This window comes from Saccharibacillus sacchari, assembly GCF_037722395.1.
GTDB lineage: Bacteria > Bacillota > Bacilli > Paenibacillales > Paenibacillaceae > Saccharibacillus > Saccharibacillus sacchari_A.
Window position 1 is genome coordinate 574,415 of record NZ_JBBKAR010000033.1, and the last position, 21,406, is coordinate 595,820.

14 protein-coding genes are annotated in these 21,406 nt (G+C 53.7%); 11 read left to right on the top strand and 3 right to left on the bottom strand.

Annotation, left to right across the window (positions count from 1 at the left end; all coding sequences use genetic code 11):
• Positions 1–33: 33 nt before the first annotated feature.
• From WKI47_RS11390 to WKI47_RS11415, 6 genes are all read left to right on the top strand, one after another.
• Positions 34–1,878, top strand: coding sequence for an ABC transporter ATP-binding protein (locus WKI47_RS11390; RefSeq protein WP_340227243.1), 1,845 nt, complete (start codon positions 34–36; stop codon positions 1,876–1,878).
• Complete coding sequence (locus WKI47_RS11395; protein WP_340227244.1) at positions 1,859–3,595, top strand: ABC transporter ATP-binding protein; 1,737 nt, start codon at positions 1,859–1,861, stop codon at positions 3,593–3,595. The genes WKI47_RS11390 and WKI47_RS11395 overlap by 20 nt, the downstream gene beginning before the upstream one ends.
• Complete coding sequence (locus WKI47_RS11400) at positions 3,580–4,365, top strand: energy-coupling factor transporter transmembrane component T (RefSeq protein ID WP_340227245.1); 786 nt, start codon at positions 3,580–3,582, stop codon at positions 4,363–4,365. The genes WKI47_RS11395 and WKI47_RS11400 overlap by 16 nt, the downstream gene beginning before the upstream one ends.
• Positions 4,366–4,372: 7 nt before the next feature.
• On the top strand, positions 4,373–5,869 hold the full coding sequence (locus WKI47_RS11405; RefSeq protein WP_340227246.1) for an ABC transporter ATP-binding protein: 1,497 nt from the start codon (positions 4,373–4,375) through the stop codon (positions 5,867–5,869).
• A 204-nt stretch (positions 5,870–6,073) separates the two neighbouring features.
• On the top strand, positions 6,074–6,898 hold the full coding sequence (locus WKI47_RS11410) for an ATP-binding protein (RefSeq protein ID WP_340227247.1): 825 nt from the start codon (positions 6,074–6,076) through the stop codon (positions 6,896–6,898).
• A gap of 12 nt (positions 6,899–6,910) precedes the next feature.
• Entirely contained in the window at positions 6,911–7,396 is a 486-nt protein-coding gene (locus tag WKI47_RS11415) for a NusG domain II-containing protein (protein ID WP_340227248.1), read from the top strand.
• Positions 7,397–7,678: 282 nt separating this feature from the next.
• Here the strand turns inward: WKI47_RS11415 and WKI47_RS11420 are convergent, their stop codons facing one another.
• Positions 7,679–9,877 (bottom strand): hypothetical protein, encoded by a 2,199-nt coding sequence (locus WKI47_RS11420; protein ID WP_340227249.1) that lies wholly within the window; start codon positions 9,875–9,877, stop codon positions 7,679–7,681.
• Positions 9,878–10,351: 474 nt separating this feature from the next.
• Here WKI47_RS11420 and WKI47_RS11425 point away from each other — a divergent pair, with 474 nt between their 5' ends.
• The 4 genes from WKI47_RS11425 to WKI47_RS11440 all read left to right on the top strand — a co-directional run bounded on the left by WKI47_RS11425 (position 10,352) and on the right by WKI47_RS11440 (position 17,585).
• The gene (locus WKI47_RS11425; protein WP_340227250.1) at positions 10,352–13,483 is read left to right on the top strand and encodes a PAS domain S-box protein; all 3,132 of its coding nucleotides are present in this window, start codon (positions 10,352–10,354) and stop codon (positions 13,481–13,483) included.
• A 214-nt stretch (positions 13,484–13,697) separates the two neighbouring features.
• On the top strand, positions 13,698–14,873 hold the full coding sequence (locus WKI47_RS11430; protein WP_340227251.1) for a serpin family protein: 1,176 nt from the start codon (positions 13,698–13,700) through the stop codon (positions 14,871–14,873).
• A gap of 30 nt (positions 14,874–14,903) precedes the next feature.
• A complete protein-coding gene (locus tag WKI47_RS11435) occupies positions 14,904–16,181 on the top strand; it encodes a serpin family protein (protein ID WP_340227252.1) in 1,278 nt (425 codons plus the stop codon).
• Between the two features lie 45 nt (positions 16,182–16,226).
• Positions 16,227–17,585, top strand: a complete 1,359-nt coding sequence (locus WKI47_RS11440) for a serpin family protein (protein WP_340227253.1) — start codon at positions 16,227–16,229, stop codon at positions 17,583–17,585.
• Positions 17,586–17,625: 40 nt separating this feature from the next.
• Here WKI47_RS11440 and WKI47_RS11445 read toward each other — a convergent pair whose 3' ends face one another.
• A complete protein-coding gene (locus WKI47_RS11445) occupies positions 17,626–18,516 on the bottom strand; it encodes a LysR family transcriptional regulator (RefSeq protein WP_340227254.1) in 891 nt (296 codons plus the stop codon).
• 111 nt (positions 18,517–18,627) lie between these two features.
• Between WKI47_RS11445 and aroC the strand changes: the two genes are divergently transcribed.
• The gene (gene aroC, locus WKI47_RS11450; protein WP_340227255.1) at positions 18,628–19,683 is read left to right on the top strand and encodes a chorismate synthase; all 1,056 of its coding nucleotides are present in this window, start codon (positions 18,628–18,630) and stop codon (positions 19,681–19,683) included.
• A gap of 603 nt (positions 19,684–20,286) precedes the next feature.
• Here the strand turns inward: aroC and WKI47_RS11455 are convergent.
• On the bottom strand, positions 20,287–21,366 hold the full coding sequence (locus WKI47_RS11455) for a bifunctional 3-deoxy-7-phosphoheptulonate synthase/chorismate mutase (RefSeq protein ID WP_340227256.1): 1,080 nt from the start codon (positions 21,364–21,366) through the stop codon (positions 20,287–20,289).
• Positions 21,367–21,406 lie beyond the last annotated feature (40 nt).

Genomic DNA, 21,406 nt, shown 5'->3' on the forward strand with positions numbered 1-21,406 from the left:
AGTTAGCGAATACCGAAGGAGGTGCAAGTCAAGATGGAACGCAAGTCGGGCCTCGCGGGCCTATTCGATATCGCGGGTGGACGCAAAGGACTGCTGATCGCGGCGAGCTTTTTTTCCGTGCTGTCCAGTTTGCTTCAGATCATCCCGTTTATCGTCGTATACAAGATTGTGGAATCGTTGCTTCAAGCTGCGCAGAATCCTGCCGGAATCGACGGTCCTGTGCTTGTACGTTTGGGATTTCTGGCTTTGGGAGCGTTGGTGGCGGCGTTAGCCGCTCTGTACGTTGGCGCGATGTGCTCGCATATTGCCGCTTTCCGGATTCTGTACGAGATGCGGGTGAAGCTGTCCGAGCACGTGGCGAAGGTGCCGATGGGCTACCATGTGCGTACGGCTTCGGGCGAGTTAAAAAAAATAATCGAGGTTGCGGTGGAAAAAGTGGAGTCGTTTATCGCGCACCAGCTACCGGATGTCGTGAGCGCAATCATCGTGCCGCTGACGCTGCTCGGTTATCTGTTCTGGCTGGATTGGCGCATGGCGCTTATTTTGCTGTTGCCGATCGGGGTCGGGATGTTGATTCAAGCTCGAATGTACGGCAGCGACAATGGTCAGCGTTATTACCGGGAGTTCCAGTTTGCGGGCGAAGAGATGAATGCCACGGCTGTCGAATACGTGCGCGGCATGCCTGCGGTTAAAATTTTCGGGATTACGGCGAACTCTTTTTTGACTTTTCGCGGCGCGGTGGATCGCTACCGGGACGTCTCGCTGGAAATTACCGATTTGTACAAACGCTCGTATAGTCTGTTTTCCGTGCTGATGGGTTCGTTGTTCACGTTCGCGGCTCCGGTCGGCGTACTGCTGCTCAGCGGGCGCACGGGCGATCAGGCATTTGCGATCACGTTTATTCTGTTCCTGATCGTATCCCCAAGTCTGTCGGCTCCGCTGATCAAGCTCATGTATGTCGGCAGTGGACTGCGGGAAGTGCTGGAAGGCTACAAGCGCATCGAGTCCGTATTCGCGGAACCGACCGTGGCAGAACCTCGGCAGGCCAAGCAGCCTTCGTCTTACGATATTACCTTTCGCGATGTGACGTTCTCGTACGCGGAACCGGAGGCGGCGGATTATAAGCCGGTGCTGGACGGGATCAACCTGACGGCGAGAGCCGGAGAGATGACCGCGCTGGTCGGCCCTTCCGGCGGCGGAAAATCGACGATCGCGAATCTATTGCTGCGCTTTTGGGACGTGCGTTCCGGCGAGATCGCGATAGGCGGGATTCCGATCCGGGAGATGGGGACGGAGAAGCTGATGGGTCTGGTGTCGTTTGTGTTTCAGGACGTGCATTTGTTCTACGATACGATCGAGGAAAATATTCGGATGGGCAATACGGCCGCGAGCCGTGAAGAGGTCATTCATGCCGCGAAAATCGCTTGCTGTCATGAATTTATCGGGAAGCTGGAAAGGGGCTATGACACGAAGATCGGCGAAGGCGGCACGTATCTGTCCGGCGGCGAAGCGCAGCGGATCGCGATTGCTCGCGCCTTGCTCAAAAACGCGCCGATTCTGGTGCTGGACGAAGCGACGGCGTATGCCGACGCGGAGAACGAACATAACATCCAGCGCGGACTGGCGAAGCTGGTGCAAGGCAAGACCGTGCTCGTTATCGCTCACCGGCTGTCCACCATTCAAGGCGCCGAGCAAATTCTGGTGATCGAAAAAGGCATAATCAAAGAACAAGGCACGCACGCGGAGCTGCGCAGCCTGAACGGTCTGTATGAACGGATGTGGCAGGCGCATATCGCGGCATCCGGCTGGAACGTCGGCAAGGCGCAGCACGCGGCAGCGGGAAAGGAGGCGGTTAACGATGAACTCGTATTTCCATAACATTACCGGAGGCAAGCCGCGTACGTTGATGCCTGCGGCGCTGTCGGCGATCTTTGACGGACTGGTCAAGATCGTTCCGGCGATCCTGCTGGTCGATCTGTTCAATACGCTGTATCAATCGTTTGCCAATCCGGCGGCGGGGCTGGATACAACCCGGATGTGGATCGTATGCGGCGTGTTGCTGCTGTGGATCGCGGCCGAATATGCGACTTTTTCGCTGCTGTATGACAAAACCTACCGTGCCGCCTACAGTCTGTCCGCAGACGGTCGGATGGAGTTGGCCGAGCATATTCGCAAGCTTCCGCTTGGCTTTTTCGGGCGAAGAGATCCTGCCGATCTGACCAATCTGCTGCTGAGCGATTACGCCCAGGTGGAGCATACGATCTCGCATAACGTGCCGCAGGTCATCAGTGCCGTCATGCTGCCGCTGCTTGCGTTATGCGGATTGCTGTTCCTCGATTGGCGTATGGCGCTGGCTCTGTTTGCCGCTTTACCTGTCGGCGCTTTGCTGCTATGGGCGACGGATCGTGTCCAAGCCAAGCTCAGCGCGGGCCATGTCCAAGCCAAAAACGAAGCCGCCAGCCGATTGCAAGAGTACTTGGGCGGCATTCGCGAGATCAAAGCCCATAACGTCGGCGGAGCGCGCTTCGAGCGGTTGCGTTTGTCGTTTGACGAATTGAAAAAAGCTTCGATCCGGCTCGAAGGCATCATGGGACCGATGATCATGGGCGCGATGCTGCTGGCCCGATCGGGAATGACGCTGATGATCATCACGGGGACGTATCTGCTCGCGGGCGGGTCGTTGACGCTGCCGACTTTCTTGCTATTCCTGTTGGTCGGAACCAAAGTGTTCGAGCCGTTGACCGTCGTGCTGATGAACTACGGCGAGCTGCGTTATTCGGCGTTCAGCGCGGCACGGATCATGGACGTTCGCGCCGAGGAGCCTTTACCGGGGACGCAGCCTGCAAAAATCGGCACGATCCAGTTCGAGAACGTTCAGTTTGGCTATGACCCAAGCAAGCCCGTACTGCGCGATCTATCTTTTTCGATTGAACCGAACACGATCACGGCGCTGGTCGGACCTTCCGGCAGCGGGAAAAGTACCGTGACGCGACTTATCGCACGCTTTTGGGAAACGACAGGCGGCGATATCCGCATCGGCGGACAACCGATTCGCGAATTTCATCCCGAACGTCTGCTGGAGCAGATTTCGGTCGTGTTCCAGGATGTTTATTTATTCCGCGATACGATCGGCAATAATATCGCAGTGGGTCGTGCCGGGGCTACACAGGCCGAGATCGAAGAAGCGGCACGGCGTGCCTGCTGCCATGACTTTATCAGCGCTTTGCCGCAAGGCTACGACACGCCGGTCGGCGAAGGCGGTTCTACGCTGTCCGGCGGAGAGAAGCAGCGTGTCTCGATTGCCCGGGCTCTTTTAAAAGATGCGCCGATCATTCTGCTGGACGAAGCGACAGCTTCGCTTGATCCGGAAAATGAATTTGCGGTACAACAGGCGATCAACGAGCTGGTGCGCGGCAAAACGGTTATTTTGATCGCCCACCGTTTGAAAACGATCCAGGCTGCCGACCGTATTCTGGTGTTGGAAGAAGGTCGACTAGCGGAGTCCGGCACGCATGATGAACTTTTGGAGCAAGGTGAATTGTACGCGCGCTTGTGGAACTTACAGCAGGAGGCGGGAGGATGGAGCCTGAAGTAAGAAGCGGTCGCCCTGAATTCGGTCGTGCTTCTTTGGCGGTTACTAACAATCGGGATGTATCCCAAGCAAGAGGTCAACGGTCTGGACTTGCGTTTGACCCTCGTTCCCAGCTCCTGATCGTACTGCTGGCGGGAGCGGCCTGTGCGCTTGTTTCTTGGACAGGAGCATTGGCACTGACTTTCGTGTTGGCGCTCTATTTGGCTGTACAAGGGTTGTGGAAAGCTGGGCTATCGTTCCTAATCGGTATGGCGTTGTTAGCCGTGGCTTATGCGGGGTCTATATCCGCAGGCGTGACGGTGCTGGATTTCGTGGCGTTTATGCTCGGCTTGCTGCTTCGTACCCTTCCGGTCGTGATGGCGGCTTATCCGCTGGGTTTCGTTCCTTCAGGGCGACTGATCGCTTCCTTGCAGAGGCTTCATTTGCCCAAAGGGTTACTGGTTGCCTTGGCGGTCGCCCTGCGTTTCTTGCCTATGCTCCGGCTGGAATACGAATCGGTGCAGACTTCGGCGCGTTTAAGAGGATTGTCTGCGTCAAAGCTGAAGAACTGGAAGAACCCGCTCAAGATGTTCGAATACCGGATTGTTCCTTTGCTGATGCGCAGTCTCAAGATTGCCGATGAGCTGGCCGCATCCGCTTCGGTTCGAGGGATCGAAGCACCAGGGAAACGCACAAGTATATACATCATTAGACTGAATCTACAGGATTATGCGGCGCCGATTTTTTTTATAGGGGCTACCGCTGCTTGGATGATGTGGGGAACGGGAGGATGAACGGATCGTGACGAACCGGGAAGTAGCAGCCAGTCTGCGAGACGTATCTTTTCGTTACATGGAATCGGAGGAGCAATTACGGCATATCGACTTTACCCTATACCGGGGAGAATGCGTGGTGTTGACCGGACCGTCCGGTAGCGGCAAGTCGACGCTGATGCGGCTGTTGAACGGGCTGATTCCGCACTTTTACGAAGGAGTGTTGGAGGGGGAAGTTGAACTGTTCGGCCGCTCGGCCGCCAGCTTGGAAAGCTGGGCGTTCAGCCAGTTGACGGGCAGCGTATTTCAGGATTCGCGCAGTCAATTTTTCAATGCCGTCGTGCAGGACGAGATCGCTTTCAGCGGAGAAAATACCGGCATGCCGCCAGAGTCGATCCGCGAACGGATACGGGAGCTGGCCGATGAAGGGTCGCTGGAAGATCTGTTGGCTGCGGATGTACGTTTATTGTCGGGAGGGGAAAAGCAGAAAGTCGCTTTTGCCGCAGCACGGCTTACGATGCCTGGGCTGTTGGTTTTGGACGAGCCTTCCGCGAACCTTGATCTGGCCGCTGCCGCCGGGTTGTCCCGTTTGTTAAGTGAGTTGAAGCAGAAGGGGCATACCTTGCTGCTGGCCGAGCATCGATTGTACGAGTTGCTGCCGATCGCCGACCGAATTGTCTATATGGAAAATGGCTCGATCTCGTCGGTCTGGACTCCTCGCGAATTGCTGGCATTAAGCCGCGAAAAGCGGGAACAGCTAAGCTTGCGCTCGCCGATATTCGAGACTTCAGGCGAAGTTCAATCTTCAAGTATGCGGAGTGAACGTGAGCGCCTGCGTGCGTCTGGTATAAGCGTCAAGATTCCCGGTTTTCGTTCCCGAACCGCCTTCGAAGACGTTAGTTTCACGCTGAGACAAGGCGAGATCGTTGCGCTCTCCGGGCCGAATGGAGCTGGCAAGTCGACGCTTGCCAAGCTATTATGCGGTCTGTTGCGGGAGCGGTCGGGCTTCGTTTCGTTGAGCGGACAGCCGTTGTCTGCTTCTCGCCGCCTGGGCCGAATATCTTTTGTTATGCAGGATAGCGATTGCCAGTTGTTTGCGGATAGCGTACTCGGCGAACTGATGCTGACACGGGAAAAAGAAACCGAAGCCCCGGCGCGCGCCGAGCAATTATTGCGCGAGCTGGGACTTTGGGAATTGCGCGATCGCCATCCGGCAGCACTCTCGGGCGGTCAAAAGCAGCGATTGGCTTTTGCCGCCGGAATGATGGGTCAGCCCGATGTATTGATCCTCGACGAACCGACTTCCGGTCTGGACGGGCGCAGCATGCGCAGCGTCGTACGGTTGTTGCGCAATCTTGCGGCATCCGGTACGGCGGTGCTCGTGATTACGCATGACCATGAACTGATGCTGGAAGCGTGTGACCGTCTGCTGCTGCTTGGCGATGGGCGATTGCGGCAGGATATACAGGTAGGAAGTGTAGCTTTTGCAGAAGCATTAATTGCACTGCGTGAGCCTGCGGGGTAAGGGTTACTTATTGCTAAGACAAAGGCTCGCCTGTTGATCGAAAGCGCCTTCTGGTCGGAGTTCCAGTCCGTCTGGAAGGTGCTTTTTTTGCGCGCAGCGTTTGACATCGGAAGTGTTTCGTAGTTAAATAGTAATGATTACTATTAGTTAAATGTGCAGATATAAGCTTCAGATTGAGAGGCATCGAGAGGAGTACGTGAAAGAATGGGCAAATCTTCTACAGCCGCACGCCTGCCAAGATCCAAAGGCACGGATATGGCTACGATATATGAGGCAAAAGACTGCGTACGCAAAGTTAAATATTTGGTTTTGCCGGAGCGGAACCGACGGATCGTGGAAGAGTTTATGACGATTTTGGGACGGAGAGAAGAATTCAACGAGCATGGCGTGCCGATTCCGAACAAAGTCGTGATGTACGGACCGCCGGGAACGGGGAAAACGTTGACCGCTTTTCACGTCGCCGCTTCGCTCGGTCTGCCTTTGATCGTCGTTCGGCTGGACGCGTTGATCCACAGCCATCTGGGCGAGACCGGCAGCAATATCCGCAAAATCTTCGATTATGCGTCGGTCGTGCCGTGCGTGCTGTTCCTGGACGAATTCGATGCCGTGGCGCGTACACGCGAAAGCGGCGACGAAGTGAAAGAGATGGCGCGTGCCGTCAATACGCTGCTGCAATGTCTGGACGAGTTCGGCGATAGCAGCATTTTTATGGCCGCCACGAACCTGGAGACCGAATTGGACCCGGCCATCTGGCGTCGTTTCGATACGCGGATGACCTACCAATTGCCGGATGAAAAATATCGCCGCGACTATATCCGCTTGCTGATCGGCGAATTCGGTTGCGAAGAAGGTGCAGAAGCCGAAGCCTGCCGTCTGCTCGGCGGTTGCAGCTTCGCTGACATTGAGCAAATTGTCCTTAAAGCCAAACGCAAAGCGATCATCGAAAGGCAACCGATGGACGGTTCGCATATCGGCCTGTCCTACGAAGAATATGCCCCGGCCCCGGCAACTGCCGGAGCACGTGCCTGAAGGAGAATGAACATGGTGGACAACGGAGAACAATTCCCTGAACCCGGTAAAAGTCCCAATGAGAGACAGCCCAAACCAACCAAGCCCAAGCTGAAAATCAAACGCGGCGACCTTATGCTTATCGCCGCTATTTTGGTTCTGGCCGGCGCCGTCTTGGTCTGGCAAAAATGGCGCGAAGCCGAAGCCGCTGCTTCCACGGACACCCTGGTCGCCGTCATCACCGTCAACGGCGAAGAATACGAACGCGTGCCGCTGACCGGAGAAGAACGCGAAATCGATATCCGCACCGAATTCGGCCACAACAAGCTAAAAGCCTACGACAAAGGCATCCGGATGACCTACTCCGACGCACCCAAACGTATCGCACTCGACATGGGCTTTATCTCCCGCCCTTACCAACAAATCGTCTGCGTCCCCACCCGCGTCCGCGTCGAAGTCCTGCCGCCCGAAGGTCAAGACGACGGTCTGGACGCCGTCGTCGGCATGATCGGCCCTTAATCGAACCTGCGATGCCATGCTCCATAAAGCACAAAAGCCCTGTGGCTACGAATCTCCGTAACCACAGGGCTTAATTTCTTTGCCATTACGCTTTTGACTTATTTTTTCTTACTCTTTTTACCGGCGCGGCATACTTTTGCCGCGCCCGGTAAAGCCGTTCCTATTCAGCGAAGCGATAGGCGAAGGGAAAAATTCAGTTCAAAACGCCTTTGAACGAATTTTTCCCGCAGCCGCCCAGCTTCCACCCAGCGAATAGGAACGGCTTTACCCCTCAGCCGACAATCAAACGTCGCCCCGGTTCGCCCCTTTGATGGCGTCCCGGTTCTCCCACAACATACTCCGCAAATTCGACTTCGATCCCTGAATAATAAAGTACGGAATCTCCGCCGCTTTCGCCAGCTCGACGCTTTCCCAAGAAGCACGGTGCGACGTCGACGTAATCAGCAGGAACAGCGCCTGCGCCCGCCGCAGATCCGACGCGATGAGATCCGGCCGCACGCCGTTCTCATGCACGTATTCGGCTCCGCTTTCCACGACCACATCTTCAAACCATTTGCGTTGTCCGCCCATAACCACGACTGTGCAGCCTTGCAGGAAAGGTTCAGGCTTGCTTTTACGGCCTTCGCGCTTGGGCTTGCCCGAGGAAGAAGAGGAAGAGCGCAGCAACGAAGATTCCCGTTTTTGCGGCGCATCCGGAGCGGAGAAGTCCCGATAAACGCGGGCAAGACGGGCTACCGTTTCTTCTTCGCCGACATTGAAGATGCAAGGAGCGCCGTCGACAGGCCGCTGAATATCCAAATCGCGCGTATGGATCGGATAACGGCGGTCCGCATCGTTCATATCTACGGCATACCAGGTTCCGTATTCATCCTGCTCGGCATAGCCGTTGTATTGGCGAACGGGGGAGAAGGTATCGTCACCCTGGAATTGTAGCGAGATTTCATACTGCGTTCCGCCATGACCGTCGGGTCTCGGCATACACAACACTTCGGCTTCATGCTGAAGCTGGTGCTTGTACACCATAGATTCCGTGATATTGAAGCTCTCCCCATTTTCCAATACGATATAACCGCCGTGATCCCTGCGATAGAAAGTGCCGGATTGCCCGTCTTCTTCTGCGCGTTTATCCGATTCGAATTGTTCCAGCGCTTCGGCCATGCCGTTGTTTTCTCGTGCTTCAGTCTCTGCTTGCGGTATGTGACGGACATCCACCAGTACATCGATGCCATACATCATCTTTCGGCCTGCGACGTAAGCGTCCACGGCGTCCAGCAGATCAAGCGCGCGCCGCATATGCGTTCGCGCTTCCGGATCTCCCGGCTCGTGACCACCTGGCAGCGCAGATCCCGCTTCGCGCAGATCCCGTCGCAACAGGGCATCGAATCGGCGGATGGCCTCTTCCGCGTCGTTTACGTTTGTTGCCGAAGACGGAGATACCAATTCTGGATCTGGAGTTTCTGGACGCTGCGCGCTATCTGAGTCGGGCAACGAACGCTCCTCATAAGTATGGTCAGCACCTTGATTCTCCTCATATTCAACAGACTCTTTTTCTGCCTGCATCGTGCGAATCCGGCTTTCCAAAGCTTCCGCGATCCGCCTTGTTTCGGTCAGTTCTTCTTCGAGACGACCCCGATCCTGCTTATGCTGGCGTTTCGATTCGGCAAGACGTCCTGCAAAAGATTCACGTTCTTCCGTCAAGCGTTCATTTTGCCGCCGTTCGGCTTCCAGCTCCAGCTTGCTTGCAGTAAACTCTGTTTGCAGCTTGGCTGCTTCGCGCTTGGCGTCCGTACTTTCCTTTTCCGCTCGACGTGCTCGTTCTTCTTCTCGACGCGCTCGCTCTTCCAATGCCTCGATCCGCTTATTGAGCTTTTCAATACGACGCTGCTCGGCCGCTTCATTGCGAGTAGGCGAAGCAGCGGGATCAAGCGCGGCTGCCGTTTCTACAGGGATTTCCGCAGGAGGAGCTTCGACGGTCGTTTCTTCAGCCACTCGTCCGAGCCGCAACCGCCCAATTTCTTCAAAAGGATCAGCCAAAGACGAAAAGTATAAAGCCCAATAACAATGCCATTTGCCATAACGGAGAGTCCAATCGGCTGGATTTTCATCGAAGCGTTCAGGTGAAAAGGCCGGATCGGTCGAATCAAGCAGAGGACGTATAGCGGCAACCAGAGCCTCGGCCAGCTTGCGTCTAATTTCCCTGCTGCCACGCGCCCGCGCGGATAGATCGAGCATGGATTTGGCAAACAGCACTTCGGGCCATTTAGATGTTCCCCGACGGGCAAAAGACAGCTCAAGAACTTGTGCCATCTTTCGCTTGGAAGACTCGTTTAACTCGCGTAGAAGCGGGGCTAGGAGCGGAAGCGGCATCGCCGAAATTCGTTCTTCACTTAGGCTGTATGTAGATGACAGGTCGGATTCGTTATGCGATCGGTTGGATGGCATAGACGACTTCGCCGCAGCGGAAGGTTTGATTCGTTTCATAGGCTCCTCCTTCAGGATAAAAGGTTCGTTTCGGCTCACACCGAATCAAACGGAAATCATCCGGATTTTCTAGTTGTTTTAACTATAGCGGACTTTACATAACGTTAATAGATGTTTTCGACAATTTTCTACATAGTGATTTACCAAAGTCATCTTAAAACGGCAACCGACTTCCTTGTTGCTTCTATGTTATAATCGTAGCGGCCCGGCAAATGATGTGTTCAGGAAGCAACTGAGCGCGAAATTTGACGGATGAAGGCTCAAACCCGGTATAAAAGTAGCGGATTTGGGTAAACGATAAGAATAGACTTTTAACGGTAAGGCTGATAGGCGTGCCGAATCGGCATATTGTCCGGGTGCAAGTAAATTCACCGACTGGCTGCTTCACGGAGCGGTAAGCTGAATTTGCGAATTGCCCGGGCGTTTTGCCGCTTGTACGCATATTGTTGAAAAGCCTTTTAAAGGAGAATGAACTTGACCTCGTCCGATATTCCAAACGCTTCTCTATATGCACGTATATACAATAAAATATCAACCGGTGTTCTTATCCTCGATCCGGCCGGCAACTGCGTCGGTGCAAACCCGGCCATAAGCCGTATCGTGGATCGAACAACAGACGAACTTTTGGGCGAAGGTTATCTGCAGCTGCTTCGCGCCGAAACGGATAGCGCACTCGATCTTCTGGATTCGTTCAACGAATGGAAAAAGAATCCGCGATCGTTTGGACCTGTTGAAATTCGCCTTGCGCGCCGTAGCGGGGATATCGTATGGATAGAGGTGGAATGCGAGCTTCCCGGCGAGAACGAACCGCCGTTCATTCTTCTTTATATCGAGGATGTGTCCGAGCGCAACGTTGCTTTGGACGACCGAAGCGAACGCACCCGTGAGATTTATAAGTTGATTACACAAAATACCCCCGATATGATCTCCTTCAGCAAGCCGGATGGCACATTATTGTATGTTTCGCCTTCCGTCGAGCGGACATTGGGATACACGCCGGAGGAGATGCTGGGGCGGAACCGCACTTCGTTTTACCATTCCGGCGACGCCACGAAAATGACGATCGAAGGAACGTTGTATGCCGAAAACCAAACGTTCGAACGTCGCGTTTTGCACAAAAACGGCAGTGTCCGCTGGGTAGATACTTCGTTCCGGCTAATCCGCGATTCGGACGGCGAAGTCAGTCGCATATTGGTAATTGCCCGCGACGTGACCGAACGCAAAATGAACGACGTCGTATTGGCCAAAGCCCAGCAGCTTGCCAGCATCGGATCGTGGCAATGGGATTTGGTGCAGATGCGTCTTTCTTTTTCGCGGGAGATGCGGGAGATCTTCGATTATTCGATCCAGCCTGTTGAGAGCAGCGCGGATTGCCTGGTTCGCCTTACGCATCCCGACGATCAGGAGAACGTGAAATCGAGCATCGCTTCCATTTTGAAAAACGGCAAAGACGGAGACGTCACGTATCGGATCAAGCTGCCGAATGGAGCCGAGAAGACCATTTACGGCGTATGGGAAATCTCCAGGGACAGCACGACGGGAGAGCCGCTTCAGGTGATAGGAATCGTGCAGGACGTAACCGCCCGCGTGCGGATCGAGGAGAAGCTGCGCAGCAGCGAAAGCCGGTATCGTTCGCTGTTCATGAACCATAATTCCGGTATCATCTCGCTGGATATGAAAGGGCGCATCCTGACCATCAATCCGGCTATGGAAACGATTGGCGGCTATAGCCGGGAACAGATGCAGCGCCTGCGTATGGGGATGCTCCAGCCGAAGGAATACGCCGGTCTTTCACGCAATCATTTTCAGGCGGCAAGAAACGGGGAATCCCGCGTTTTCGAGACTTCATTTTATCGTCGGGATGGACGCCTTCGCCATATCAGCGTCGCGTATGTACCGATCGGTTCCAAAAAAGACCAGTCCGGCGTGTATGCGATCATTACCGACATTACGGAACGCAAGCAATATATCTCGCAGATCGAGGCGCTCAGCTACCAGCATTCGCTGCTGCTCAATACGGTCTCGGAAGGGATTATAGGCTTTGATACGGCCGGACGTGTCATGTTCACCAACCCGGCAGCCGCGGCCATGCTCGGTTATGAAGGCAGGGAAGCAATCGGTCGTTCTTATGTGGAAATGATGCGCCAGGCGCAAACGCAGGATAGCGCTTATCAGGCTGGGGGAGCGGAGCTGCTGGATGCGCTGGATTCCGGCGTGGCACATGCGCAGCCTGAAGCCGTTTTCTGGAGAAAAGACGGCGGAAGCTTCCTCGTTTCCTACCAGTTCACGCCGATCTTGGACCGTAATGAACGACGGGGAGCGGTGCTTGTTTTCCGCGACGTGACCGGAGAAAAAGAAATTATTCGGGCAAAAGAGTCGGCAGAGCGCGCGGATCGGGCGAAGTCGGAGTTCCTGTCGATTGTCAGCCACGAGCTGCGTACACCGATGAACGGGATTATCGGAATGACGGACCTGCTGCGGGAAACGGAGCTTCAGCAGGAGCAACTTCAGTACGCCAATATCATTTCCGAGAGCAGCCACGCGCTGTTGAAGATTTTGAACGAAATTTTGGATATCAGTAAAATCGAAGCGGGCCGTATGGAGATTGAGCCTGAGCCTGTTGAGTTGCGCGAGGTATTGGTCAGCGTTATCCAACTGTTCCTGCCGCGTGCGACGGAGAAAAATCTGGCTTTGAAATTTGCAATCGACGAATCGGTTCAACGTGTCCCTTCGGTCTTGATTGCCGATAGCGAACGCTTGCGCCAGGTGTTGATCAATCTGGTCGGTAACGCCATCAAGTTCACCGAGCAAGGGAGCGTGACGCTGCGCGTAGCACCCAAAGCGTTTCGCGCCCCGAACGAGGTTTGGATCGAGTTTGCGGTGATCGATACCGGGATCGGAATCGCAGGCGAGTTGCAGCATCGTCTGTTCCAGCCTTTTTCCCAATTGCATCCGATCTTGAATCGCAAGTATGGAGGAACCGGACTCGGCCTCTCGATTAGCCGTAAGCTGGTCGAATTGATGGGCGGCATGATTTCGGTTGATAGCGAAGAAGGAGAAGGCGCGACATTCCGCTTCCTGCTTCGTTTCTTGATTCCGGAGACGGAAGGCAAGCCGTTTCCCGGCATGCTGGATATCGAAGAAAATATTGCGCCTGCGATCCAGCCAACCGTTGCGCCCGCAGCCTCGCAGCCAAGTCAAGATTTGCGTATCCTGATTGCCGAAGACCATCCGGTAAACCGGAAAGTCCTGGAAGCGATGCTAGCCCGATTTGACTGCTACGCCGACATCGTTGAGGACGGAGAGAAAGCGATCAGACAGGCGATATCCGGCGACTATGATTTGATCTTCATGGATGTGCGGATGCCGGGATCGGACGGCGTCGAAGCGGCTGCGCAGATTCGTACGCAGCTGCCGCCGGACCGAACGCCGTTGATCGTGGGCGTAAGCTCTTTTGTACGGGAAGAAGATATCGATCGTTGTCTGTCCGGCGGTATGGATGAATTTATCAGTAAACCTGTAGTGGCATCCGAGGTGGAGCGGGTATTGAACATGGCCCGGATGCGCCTGCGCGAGAGAGGACATTCGAACTCGGAAAGCTTTTAACGGATATCAGTTTGTTTGGAAAGTCCTTATTGCGAGCTTAGGCTTGCAATGGGGGCTTTTTTTATGAGTTCTACACGTTATTTTTCCAATTCAAGCAACATTTTTATGGGCCGAGGCGTTGGTAAACATATAAGGCGGCAGTCTTTGAAGAGTAATAGCGTTAAGAGAGTACAGGTGAGACACACAGCGCTGGTAAAAGGAGGACAATCGATCTATGAAGCAGCAAACAAATTCGTTGGAATCGCTCGCGCACTCGGTCAATACGTTTGGAATTGGGTTGTTCGGCAAGCTGAATGGGTCGCAAGACGATCCACAATCTTCAGGTTCTTATAATCGGATGATCTCGCCTGCGAGTATTGGATTTGCGTTGTCGATGCTGCGCGCGGGCGCTTTGGGCGAGACGGCTGGCGAAATGGATCGGGCATTGGATGCGACGGTTGAGACGGGTACTTCGCTGGATCATCTGCAACGGGAATTGCGGGAGCGGCTGTCTTCCTCCGATGCTTCGGTGCAGTTGGAGATTGCCAACGCGTTATGGAACCAAGTGGGGCATCCCGTGTCCGAAACGTACAAGGAAGCGCTGCGCGTTTATTACGGAGCAGTCAGTCGGGAGATCGAGTTTCGAGCGCCGGAGGCGGCGGATATCATCAATCGCTGGGTATCCGACTCGACGCATGGAAAAATCGATCAGTTGGTGGATGGAGGAACGTTAACCGGCTTGAGCACCTACTTGGCGAACGCCGTTTATTTCAAGGGCAAGTGGTCCGAACCTTTTAACCCCGCGTTGACAGCCAATCGTCCATTTTTTGTAGCAGAATCCGGGACCGGAAAAAGCGTTGACATACCGACAATGAAGCAAAGCGGTCGTTATGCGTATCTGGATGCGGAAGGATTTCGGGCGGTTCGTATCCCTTATGGCGAAGCCCGGACGTTCGATATGCTGCTGGCGCTTCCCGATCCGGGGAGGACGCTTGCGGACTTCCATGCCGAGCAACTGCCCGGATGGGCGGAATGGAACGAGCAATTGAGATCGGCGCGAGGGGCGATCGAACTGCCGAAGTTCAAACTGGAGACATCGCTGCGGTTGAATGAAGCTTTAATCGGTCTGGGCATACAAAAAGCTTTCGACCCGCTTCAATCCGACTTCGGCGGCATGGGGCAAGGAAACGGTCAACCGATCGGAGCCGTGGCACATAAGACCTTTATCGAGGTGGACGAGGTAGGTACTGAAGCGGCGGCCGTAACCGGGATTGCCCGCGCAGGCGCAGCTTTTCCGCAGGACGAACCGTTTGAATTGAAGCTCAATCGCCCGTTTTTCTTTGCGATTACGGAGCGAGCGACGGGATTGATTCTGTTTATGGGTGATCTGGTTGATCCGGTTCAGGCGTAGCCAATTGTCGGCAAAAGGGGGAAGTCGCAAATGAACGTTCGAAAACACGCTGCTCGAATGCTGGCTTTGAGTGCTGTGTTTGCATTAACGGCAGGTTGTGCGGCGATAGGATCGGCGTCGAATTATACGTCTACGTATACGGCAGAAGATCATAATCCTGAGCTGTCCGCTTCTATGAATGACTTTGCTTTGGAGTTCTATACCGCTCTGGACACACATGCCGATGCGGAGAGTATAGGCCCAAACCGGATGGTATCGCCTGCCGGTCTTGCGATCGCGCTATCCATGCTCAAGGGCGGAGCGGAAGGGAAGTCGGCGCAGGAGCTGGGTAAGGTACTGCATATGAACGGAATGACGTCAGAAGCCCTCGATCAGGCACAAAAGGTTGCAAGTGATCTGCTGCGAGGCTCTGACCCGTCCGTGCGTATGGAGATCGCCAATTCGCTGTGGAGTCAGGACGGAATAGCGTTGAAGCGCGATTATGTAAAAAAGATGAAATCGAACTACGAGGCTCGAATCCAGGCGCTGGACTTCACTTCGCAGCAATCGGTAAAAATCATCAATGAGTGGGCATCGGATCATACGCATGGCACGATCGAGAATGTGATCGATACGCCGCCTGGACCCGATACCGTCTTACTGTTAACGAACGCGATGTATTTTAAAGGAGAATGGAGCAAGCCGTTTGAGAAAAGTTTGACGGAAGAGCGGACTTTTACAACGGAAGACAGTCAGACGCTTGAGGTCCCGACCATGCTTCAAAGCGGGCGGTACGAGTATGTCGACAGTGAAGGGTTTCAAGCGATTCGTCTGCCTTACGGAGAATCGGAGAACTTCGGTATGATTCTGGCTTTGCCGGATGAAGGATCTTCGGTAAAAGCATTCGTAGAGAGCGACCTGCCCAATTTCGAGACATGGAGCCTTGCAATGGAGCAGCAGCCAGGCAGCATCGAACTTCCTCGGTTCAAGTTGGAAGATGATCTGAAGCTCAATCAGACGTTGATCGCGCTCGGAATGCCGTCCCTGTTTGACTCCAACCGGGCTGAATTGAAAGGATTGTTGGAGGGACAAGATGCAGATGCCCGTGGCCCAAGCTTGAGCAAGATCAAACAAAACACATTCATCGACGTCAACGAGAAAGGAACGGAAGCGGCCGCTGTGACAACCGCCTTCGCCGCAGGTTCGGCCGCGCCTTCAAATGAACCGTTCGAGTTGAAGCTGAATCGTCCTTTCTTCTTCGCCATTACGGATCGAACAACGGGCTTGATTGTATTCATGGGCGAAGTCGGCAATCCATTGGAATCCTGATTTTTAAAAAACGCGCTCGACCGACAAAAAGGGGGTCTATCGAAGATGCGTAAGGCAAACCCAAGCAATCGAAAAGATGGACGGAACAAAGGCTGGAGTCAACGTAAAACGGGAATGTTTAGCACAGGAGCTTTTTTTAAAATACTGCCGTTATGTTCGTTATTGGCTGTCGTTGCGGTAACCGGATGTTCGAACGGAACATCCAAGACCGAATCGCATTATACTTCCGCTTATACGGCAGAAGACGCGAATCCGGAGCTTGCCGCGGCGACGAACCGGTTTGCTTTGGATCTATACGCCAAGCTGGAGGAAGAGCCCGGCGAAGCCGATCCGGGACCCAACCGCATGATCTCTCCCGCAGGAATCGGCATCGCGCTATCCATGTTAAAAGGCGGAGCCGAAGGCGAGACGGAGCGACAAATGGACGCTATGCTGCATCTGAACGGCATGTCCCCCGAAGTGCTGGCCGATAGTCAAATGATCCTGCGGGATTTGCTGCGGGGTTCCGATCCTGCCGTGAAGATGGATATCGCCAATTCGCTGTGGAGCAGTCAGGGTTTTGAAATGGATAAGGATTATGTGGAGCAGATGGAAAAAAGCTATGGCGCGCAAGTTCAAGCGATAGACTTTTCGTCCGAACAAGCCGCTGATATTCTCAATAAGTGGGCGTCCGATAACACCGCTGGAAAGATTCCCAAAGTTATCGATCCGCCACTTAGCCCGGATCTTGTTTTGCTGTTAATGAATGCGATGTATTTCAAAGGCGATTGGAGTGAGCCGTTCGAAAAGGGACAAACCGAAGATCTGCCGTTCTATCCGGAAATTGGTGGAGAAGTCACTGTGCCAACGATGCGCCAAAGCGGCGAATACGCTTATCTGGACGGTGACGGATTCGAAGCTGTCCGCCTGCCGTACGGTGAAACGAAGAACTTCGGCATGATTCTGGCTTTGCCTGACGAAAATAGCTCGCTGGATGATTTCAAACAGCAGCAGTTGCCCAAATTCAACGAATGGAGCCAGAATCTGTCCGACAACGAAGGCAGCATCGAACTCCCGCGTTTCAAGCTCAAGGATAAATTTTCGCTGAAAGCGACGCTGTCCGCGCTCGGCATGACCGATGCTTTCGACGACGAAAAAGCCGAACTCGGCGGACTCGTTGCAGGCGGAGCCAAACCCGGAAGTATTTTCATCAGTTTCGTCACGCACGATACCTTTATCGAAGTGAACGAAGAAGGCACCGAAGCCGCTGCCGTGACCGTTATCGGAGCCGAAACGACATCTGCGCCGGCTCCGCGAGAGCCGTTCGACCTTAAGCTCAACCGTCCGTTCTTTTTCGCGATTACCGATCGCACGACAGGCGCTATCGTATTCATGGGCGAAGTCGGCAATCCGGCGGAAGAGTAGCGAGAAGCATATCCGTACTTGCCGAGAGTTAAACGCAACGTCAAGACGATTGGAATAGCGTCGATAACATTTCGGTAAAGCTGTGGATCAGCGGCGTTTTATTTTTTCTTGTGATCATGCCGAGTTCTTGAGCCGGGATCTGATCTCGGGTATTCGCAACGAATAACTCGCCGCGTTCCAATTCTTTCTCGACAAAAGAGGTACTGACAAAAGCCGCCCCGTAACCGCGTTTCGCGAAATCGACGAGCCGATCGATGCTGTTCAACTCGATATCGGCTGATATTTGGTGTCCGTGATCGGCAAACCATCGTTCCAGAAAAATCCGGGTGGTGCTTCCGGATGACAACAGCAGCAAAGGGATTTCCAAAAGCTGCTCGATCGTTAAAGGCGCCGCAGCCAAGTGTTTGAACTTTTCCCCGACCACAAAGCCGTTTTCCATTGATTTTAAAGGCCGCATGCTTAGATTCGGCGCTTTGATCGGCAGATAAACAAAACCGATATCCAACTTATTTTGTTCGACATGGGCAATAATCTCGTTTGTTTGGGCTTGCAAAAGTTTGATCCGAATGCCGGGATAATGATGGCGAAACTCATCCAGGCCGGGCATCAGCATGTTTTTGATGATTCCTCCGGTCGAACCGATATGGATCGATCCGATTTTGTGTTCTTTCAGCGAATGGATTTGTTGCTCGGCCAGCTCCAGGTACTGGAAAGCTTTGGAGAGCGATTCGTACAGCAGTTGACCTTCCGACGTGAGACGGACGCCTTTGGACAGCCGTTGGAATAAAATCAGGCTCGTGCTTTTCTCCAGTTGACTGATGGCATAGCTGACCGAAGGTTGGGTCATATGCAGTTCGGCCGCCGCTTTGGTCAAACTCCCGGTCTCGGCCGCTTTCAAAAAAACTTTGTAGAACTCCAAGTTGACTTGCATCTATGGCATCATCCTTCTCTATGACAGATAACAATGTTATCAATTTCATTAATAGTATACGCTGCGTTATACTGGTTGCAAGCAGCATAACGAGAAGAAGGATGTGGTTGTATGCCAGGCAACGTTTTTGGAGAACGATTGAAAATATCGACTTTTGGAGAATCTCACGGTGAAGCGGTAGGCGTGATTATAGACGGGGCGACTCCGGGCGTCGAACTGGAAGAATCCTATATTCAAGTTCAGATGGACCGCAGAAAACCGGGTCAGTCGTCGGTCACGTCGCCGCGCAAAGAATACGATAAAATCAAAATCGTGTCAGGCGTGTTCGAAGGCAAAACGACCGGAACGCCGATCTGTATCATTTTGTTCAACCATGATATGCAGCCGAGCGCTTATAGCGATATCAAAGATTCGTTCAGACCCGGTCATGCCGATTTTACGTATCACAAAAAATACGGAATCCGGGATCACCGGGGTAGCGGACGGGCTTCCGGCAGAGAAACGGCTGCGCGGGTCGCGGCAGGAGCGGTAGCCCGGAAACTGCTTGAAAAAAGAGGCGTCAGCGTGCTCGCGTACACGTCCGAGATCGGTGGCATTCAATGCGAGCGGTTTGTTGAATCCTTTATCGAACAAAATCCGGTCAGAGCCTGCGATCCGGAAGCGGCGGAGAAAATGGTGAAGCTCATCGAATCGTTGGCGATCGAAGGCGATAGCTGCGGAGGCATCGTGGAGTGCGTCGTACGGGGAGTGGCTCCGGGGCTTGGAGAACCCGCTTTCGATAAATTGGACGCGGATTTGGCCAAAGCCATGTTGTCGATCGGAGCGATCAAAGGCATCGAGTTCGGCGCGGGTTTCGCGGCGGCGAAAATGTTGGGCAGCGAGCATAATGACCAGATGAACAGCGACGGCTTTTTGACGAACAACAGCGGCGGCATTATCGGCGGTATTAGCAACGGCGCGGACATTGTGTTCCGGGTCGTCGTGAAGCCGACTTCGTCGATCTCCAAGCCACAACAGACGCTGACGGTAGACGGAACGGAAACGGAAATCTCCACGGTCGGCCGACATGACCCGTGCATCTGCCCGAGAATCATTCCCGTCGTCGAAAGCATGGTATGCCTGGTCGTCGAAGACCACTTCAAACGCCAGGCTGCTTTATTAAATTAAGTTTGTACGCGAAAAAGCAGCTCTGCGATATTGCATAGAGTTGCTTCGCTCTGTCGAAAAAGTCACGTAAGCGAGGGAAGACAGAAGGCTGCGAGAGAAATTATAAGCATATGCTTCCGAAGTGCATTTCTTCGAAATGCTTCACAATTCGCTGTCTCACTCGGAAAATGGATTGGATTTAAATAAGGAATTTTCCGAGTTCAAAGGCGTCTTGACCTGAATTTCTCTCTCCGCCTTCTGTCTTCCAGCTACGTTAGACTTTCTCGACGTAAAAAGAAGCTCTGCGAAATATACGCAGTGCTTCTTTTTCTTTTTATTCATAAAATGCCGCTTGAAAAGCCGGCAAAGGAAAGGCCGTAGGAGTAACTTGCGTCAAGCTGATGTAAGGTTACGTTTGTTTGAATCGCACCTAAACCATGTGCGTTTCAGACAAACGTAAACCTATGATTTAAGTGAGACAAGTTACCCGGCAGAGGGGAGTTCGTGAAGTTCGCCTTTGAAATCGGGAAGCTTTCTTTGTACAATCTATCCCGCTTCCCGATTGAGACAGCGAACTGAGCGAATTCCCGCCGCCTCCCCCAGGCCTTTCCCGTTCTCAAGGGTTTACGAGCGAGGTCCGAACAGGCCGGAGTTTTTCAACCCGTCCCAGAATTGGCCGAATTGCGGAATATCGAACTGTTGGGCAGCGTCCGACAAAGCCGTTTGCGGATCAGGGTGAACTTCGACCATGATGCCGTCTGCGCCAGCTGCCAGAGCCGCTTTTGCACAAGGAAGCATGATATCTTTGCGTCCTGTCGAGTGCGTCACGTCGACCATGACCGGCAAGTGAGTTTCTTGTTTGAGCAGCGGAACCGCCGAGATATCCAGCGTGTTGCGCGTTGCTGTCTCGTACGTGCGGATCCCGCGTTCGATCAGCATGATTTGCTCGTTGCCGCTAACCATGATGTACTCAGCCGCGTGGATGAACTCATCCAGCGTTGCGGACAGACCGCGCTTGAGCAGAACCGGGATTTTCGCGCCGCCGACTTCTTTCAGCAGCTCGAAGTTGTGCATGTTACGCGCACCGATCTGGATCACGTCGATGTAATCGGCAGCGATCTCGATATGCGAAGGGTGTACGATTTCGCTGATGGTTGCCAGACCGAACTCGTCCGCCACTTCTTTCAGCAATTTCAAGCCGTCCAGACCCAGACCCTGGAAGTCGTAAGGGGACGTTCTTGGTTTGAACGCGCCGCCGCGCATAACCTTGATACCCGACTCTTTGAGCGCTTTGGCAACGGTACGCAGTTGGTCGCGCGACTCGATCGAGCAAGGGCCCGCGACGAGGATCGGGCTTGGTCCGCCGACTTCGACACCATTGAATTTAACGATCGTGTCTTCCGGACGCTTTTTACGGCTAACCAGCAGTTGGCGCTTGTGGTCTTCTTGCTGAATGTTCAGCGACGCTTTGAAGATTTCTTTGAACAGATGCTTCAGCGTGCTGTCCGAGAAAGGTCCTTTGTTAAGGCCCGTTACGCGGTCAAGGATTTCTTTTTCGCGTTCCGGCTCAAACTTGGGTACGCCCTGGTTTTCTTTAACTTGTCCGATTTGGTGCACCAATTCGGCGCGTTTGCTGAGCAGTTCCAGTAGCTGGGAGTCGATTCCGTCGACGCTGGCCCGCAGCTGTTCCAATGTTTCATTCATGTCTGCATAGTCTCCTTTGAGCTGTTACCTTGTTCCTTCG

Excerpts from the sequence above, each read along its gene's own strand:
- WKI47_RS11390 (WP_340227243.1), top strand. The coding sequence starts at position 34 with ATGGAACGCAAGTCGGGCCTCGCGGGCCTATTCGATATCGCGGGTGGA.
- WKI47_RS11440 (WP_340227253.1), top strand. The coding sequence starts at position 16,227 with ATGCGTAAGGCAAACCCAAGCAATCGAAAAGATGGACGGAACAAAGGC.
- WKI47_RS11420 (WP_340227249.1), bottom strand. The coding sequence starts at position 9,877 with ATGAAACGAATCAAACCTTCCGCTGCGGCGAAGTCGTCTATGCCATCC.
- WKI47_RS11415 (WP_340227248.1), top strand. The coding sequence starts at position 6,911 with ATGGTGGACAACGGAGAACAATTCCCTGAACCCGGTAAAAGTCCCAAT.
- WKI47_RS11400 (WP_340227245.1), top strand. The coding sequence starts at position 3,580 with ATGGAGCCTGAAGTAAGAAGCGGTCGCCCTGAATTCGGTCGTGCTTCT.
- WKI47_RS11430 (WP_340227251.1), top strand. The coding sequence starts at position 13,698 with ATGAAGCAGCAAACAAATTCGTTGGAATCGCTCGCGCACTCGGTCAAT.
- WKI47_RS11410 (WP_340227247.1), top strand. The coding sequence starts at position 6,074 with ATGGGCAAATCTTCTACAGCCGCACGCCTGCCAAGATCCAAAGGCACG.
- WKI47_RS11445 (WP_340227254.1), bottom strand. The coding sequence starts at position 18,516 with ATGCAAGTCAACTTGGAGTTCTACAAAGTTTTTTTGAAAGCGGCCGAG.
- WKI47_RS11395 (WP_340227244.1), top strand. The coding sequence starts at position 1,859 with ATGAACTCGTATTTCCATAACATTACCGGAGGCAAGCCGCGTACGTTG.
- WKI47_RS11435 (WP_340227252.1), top strand. The coding sequence starts at position 14,904 with ATGAACGTTCGAAAACACGCTGCTCGAATGCTGGCTTTGAGTGCTGTG.
- aroC (WP_340227255.1), top strand. The coding sequence starts at position 18,628 with ATGCCAGGCAACGTTTTTGGAGAACGATTGAAAATATCGACTTTTGGA.
- WKI47_RS11455 (WP_340227256.1), bottom strand. The coding sequence starts at position 21,366 with ATGAATGAAACATTGGAACAGCTGCGGGCCAGCGTCGACGGAATCGAC.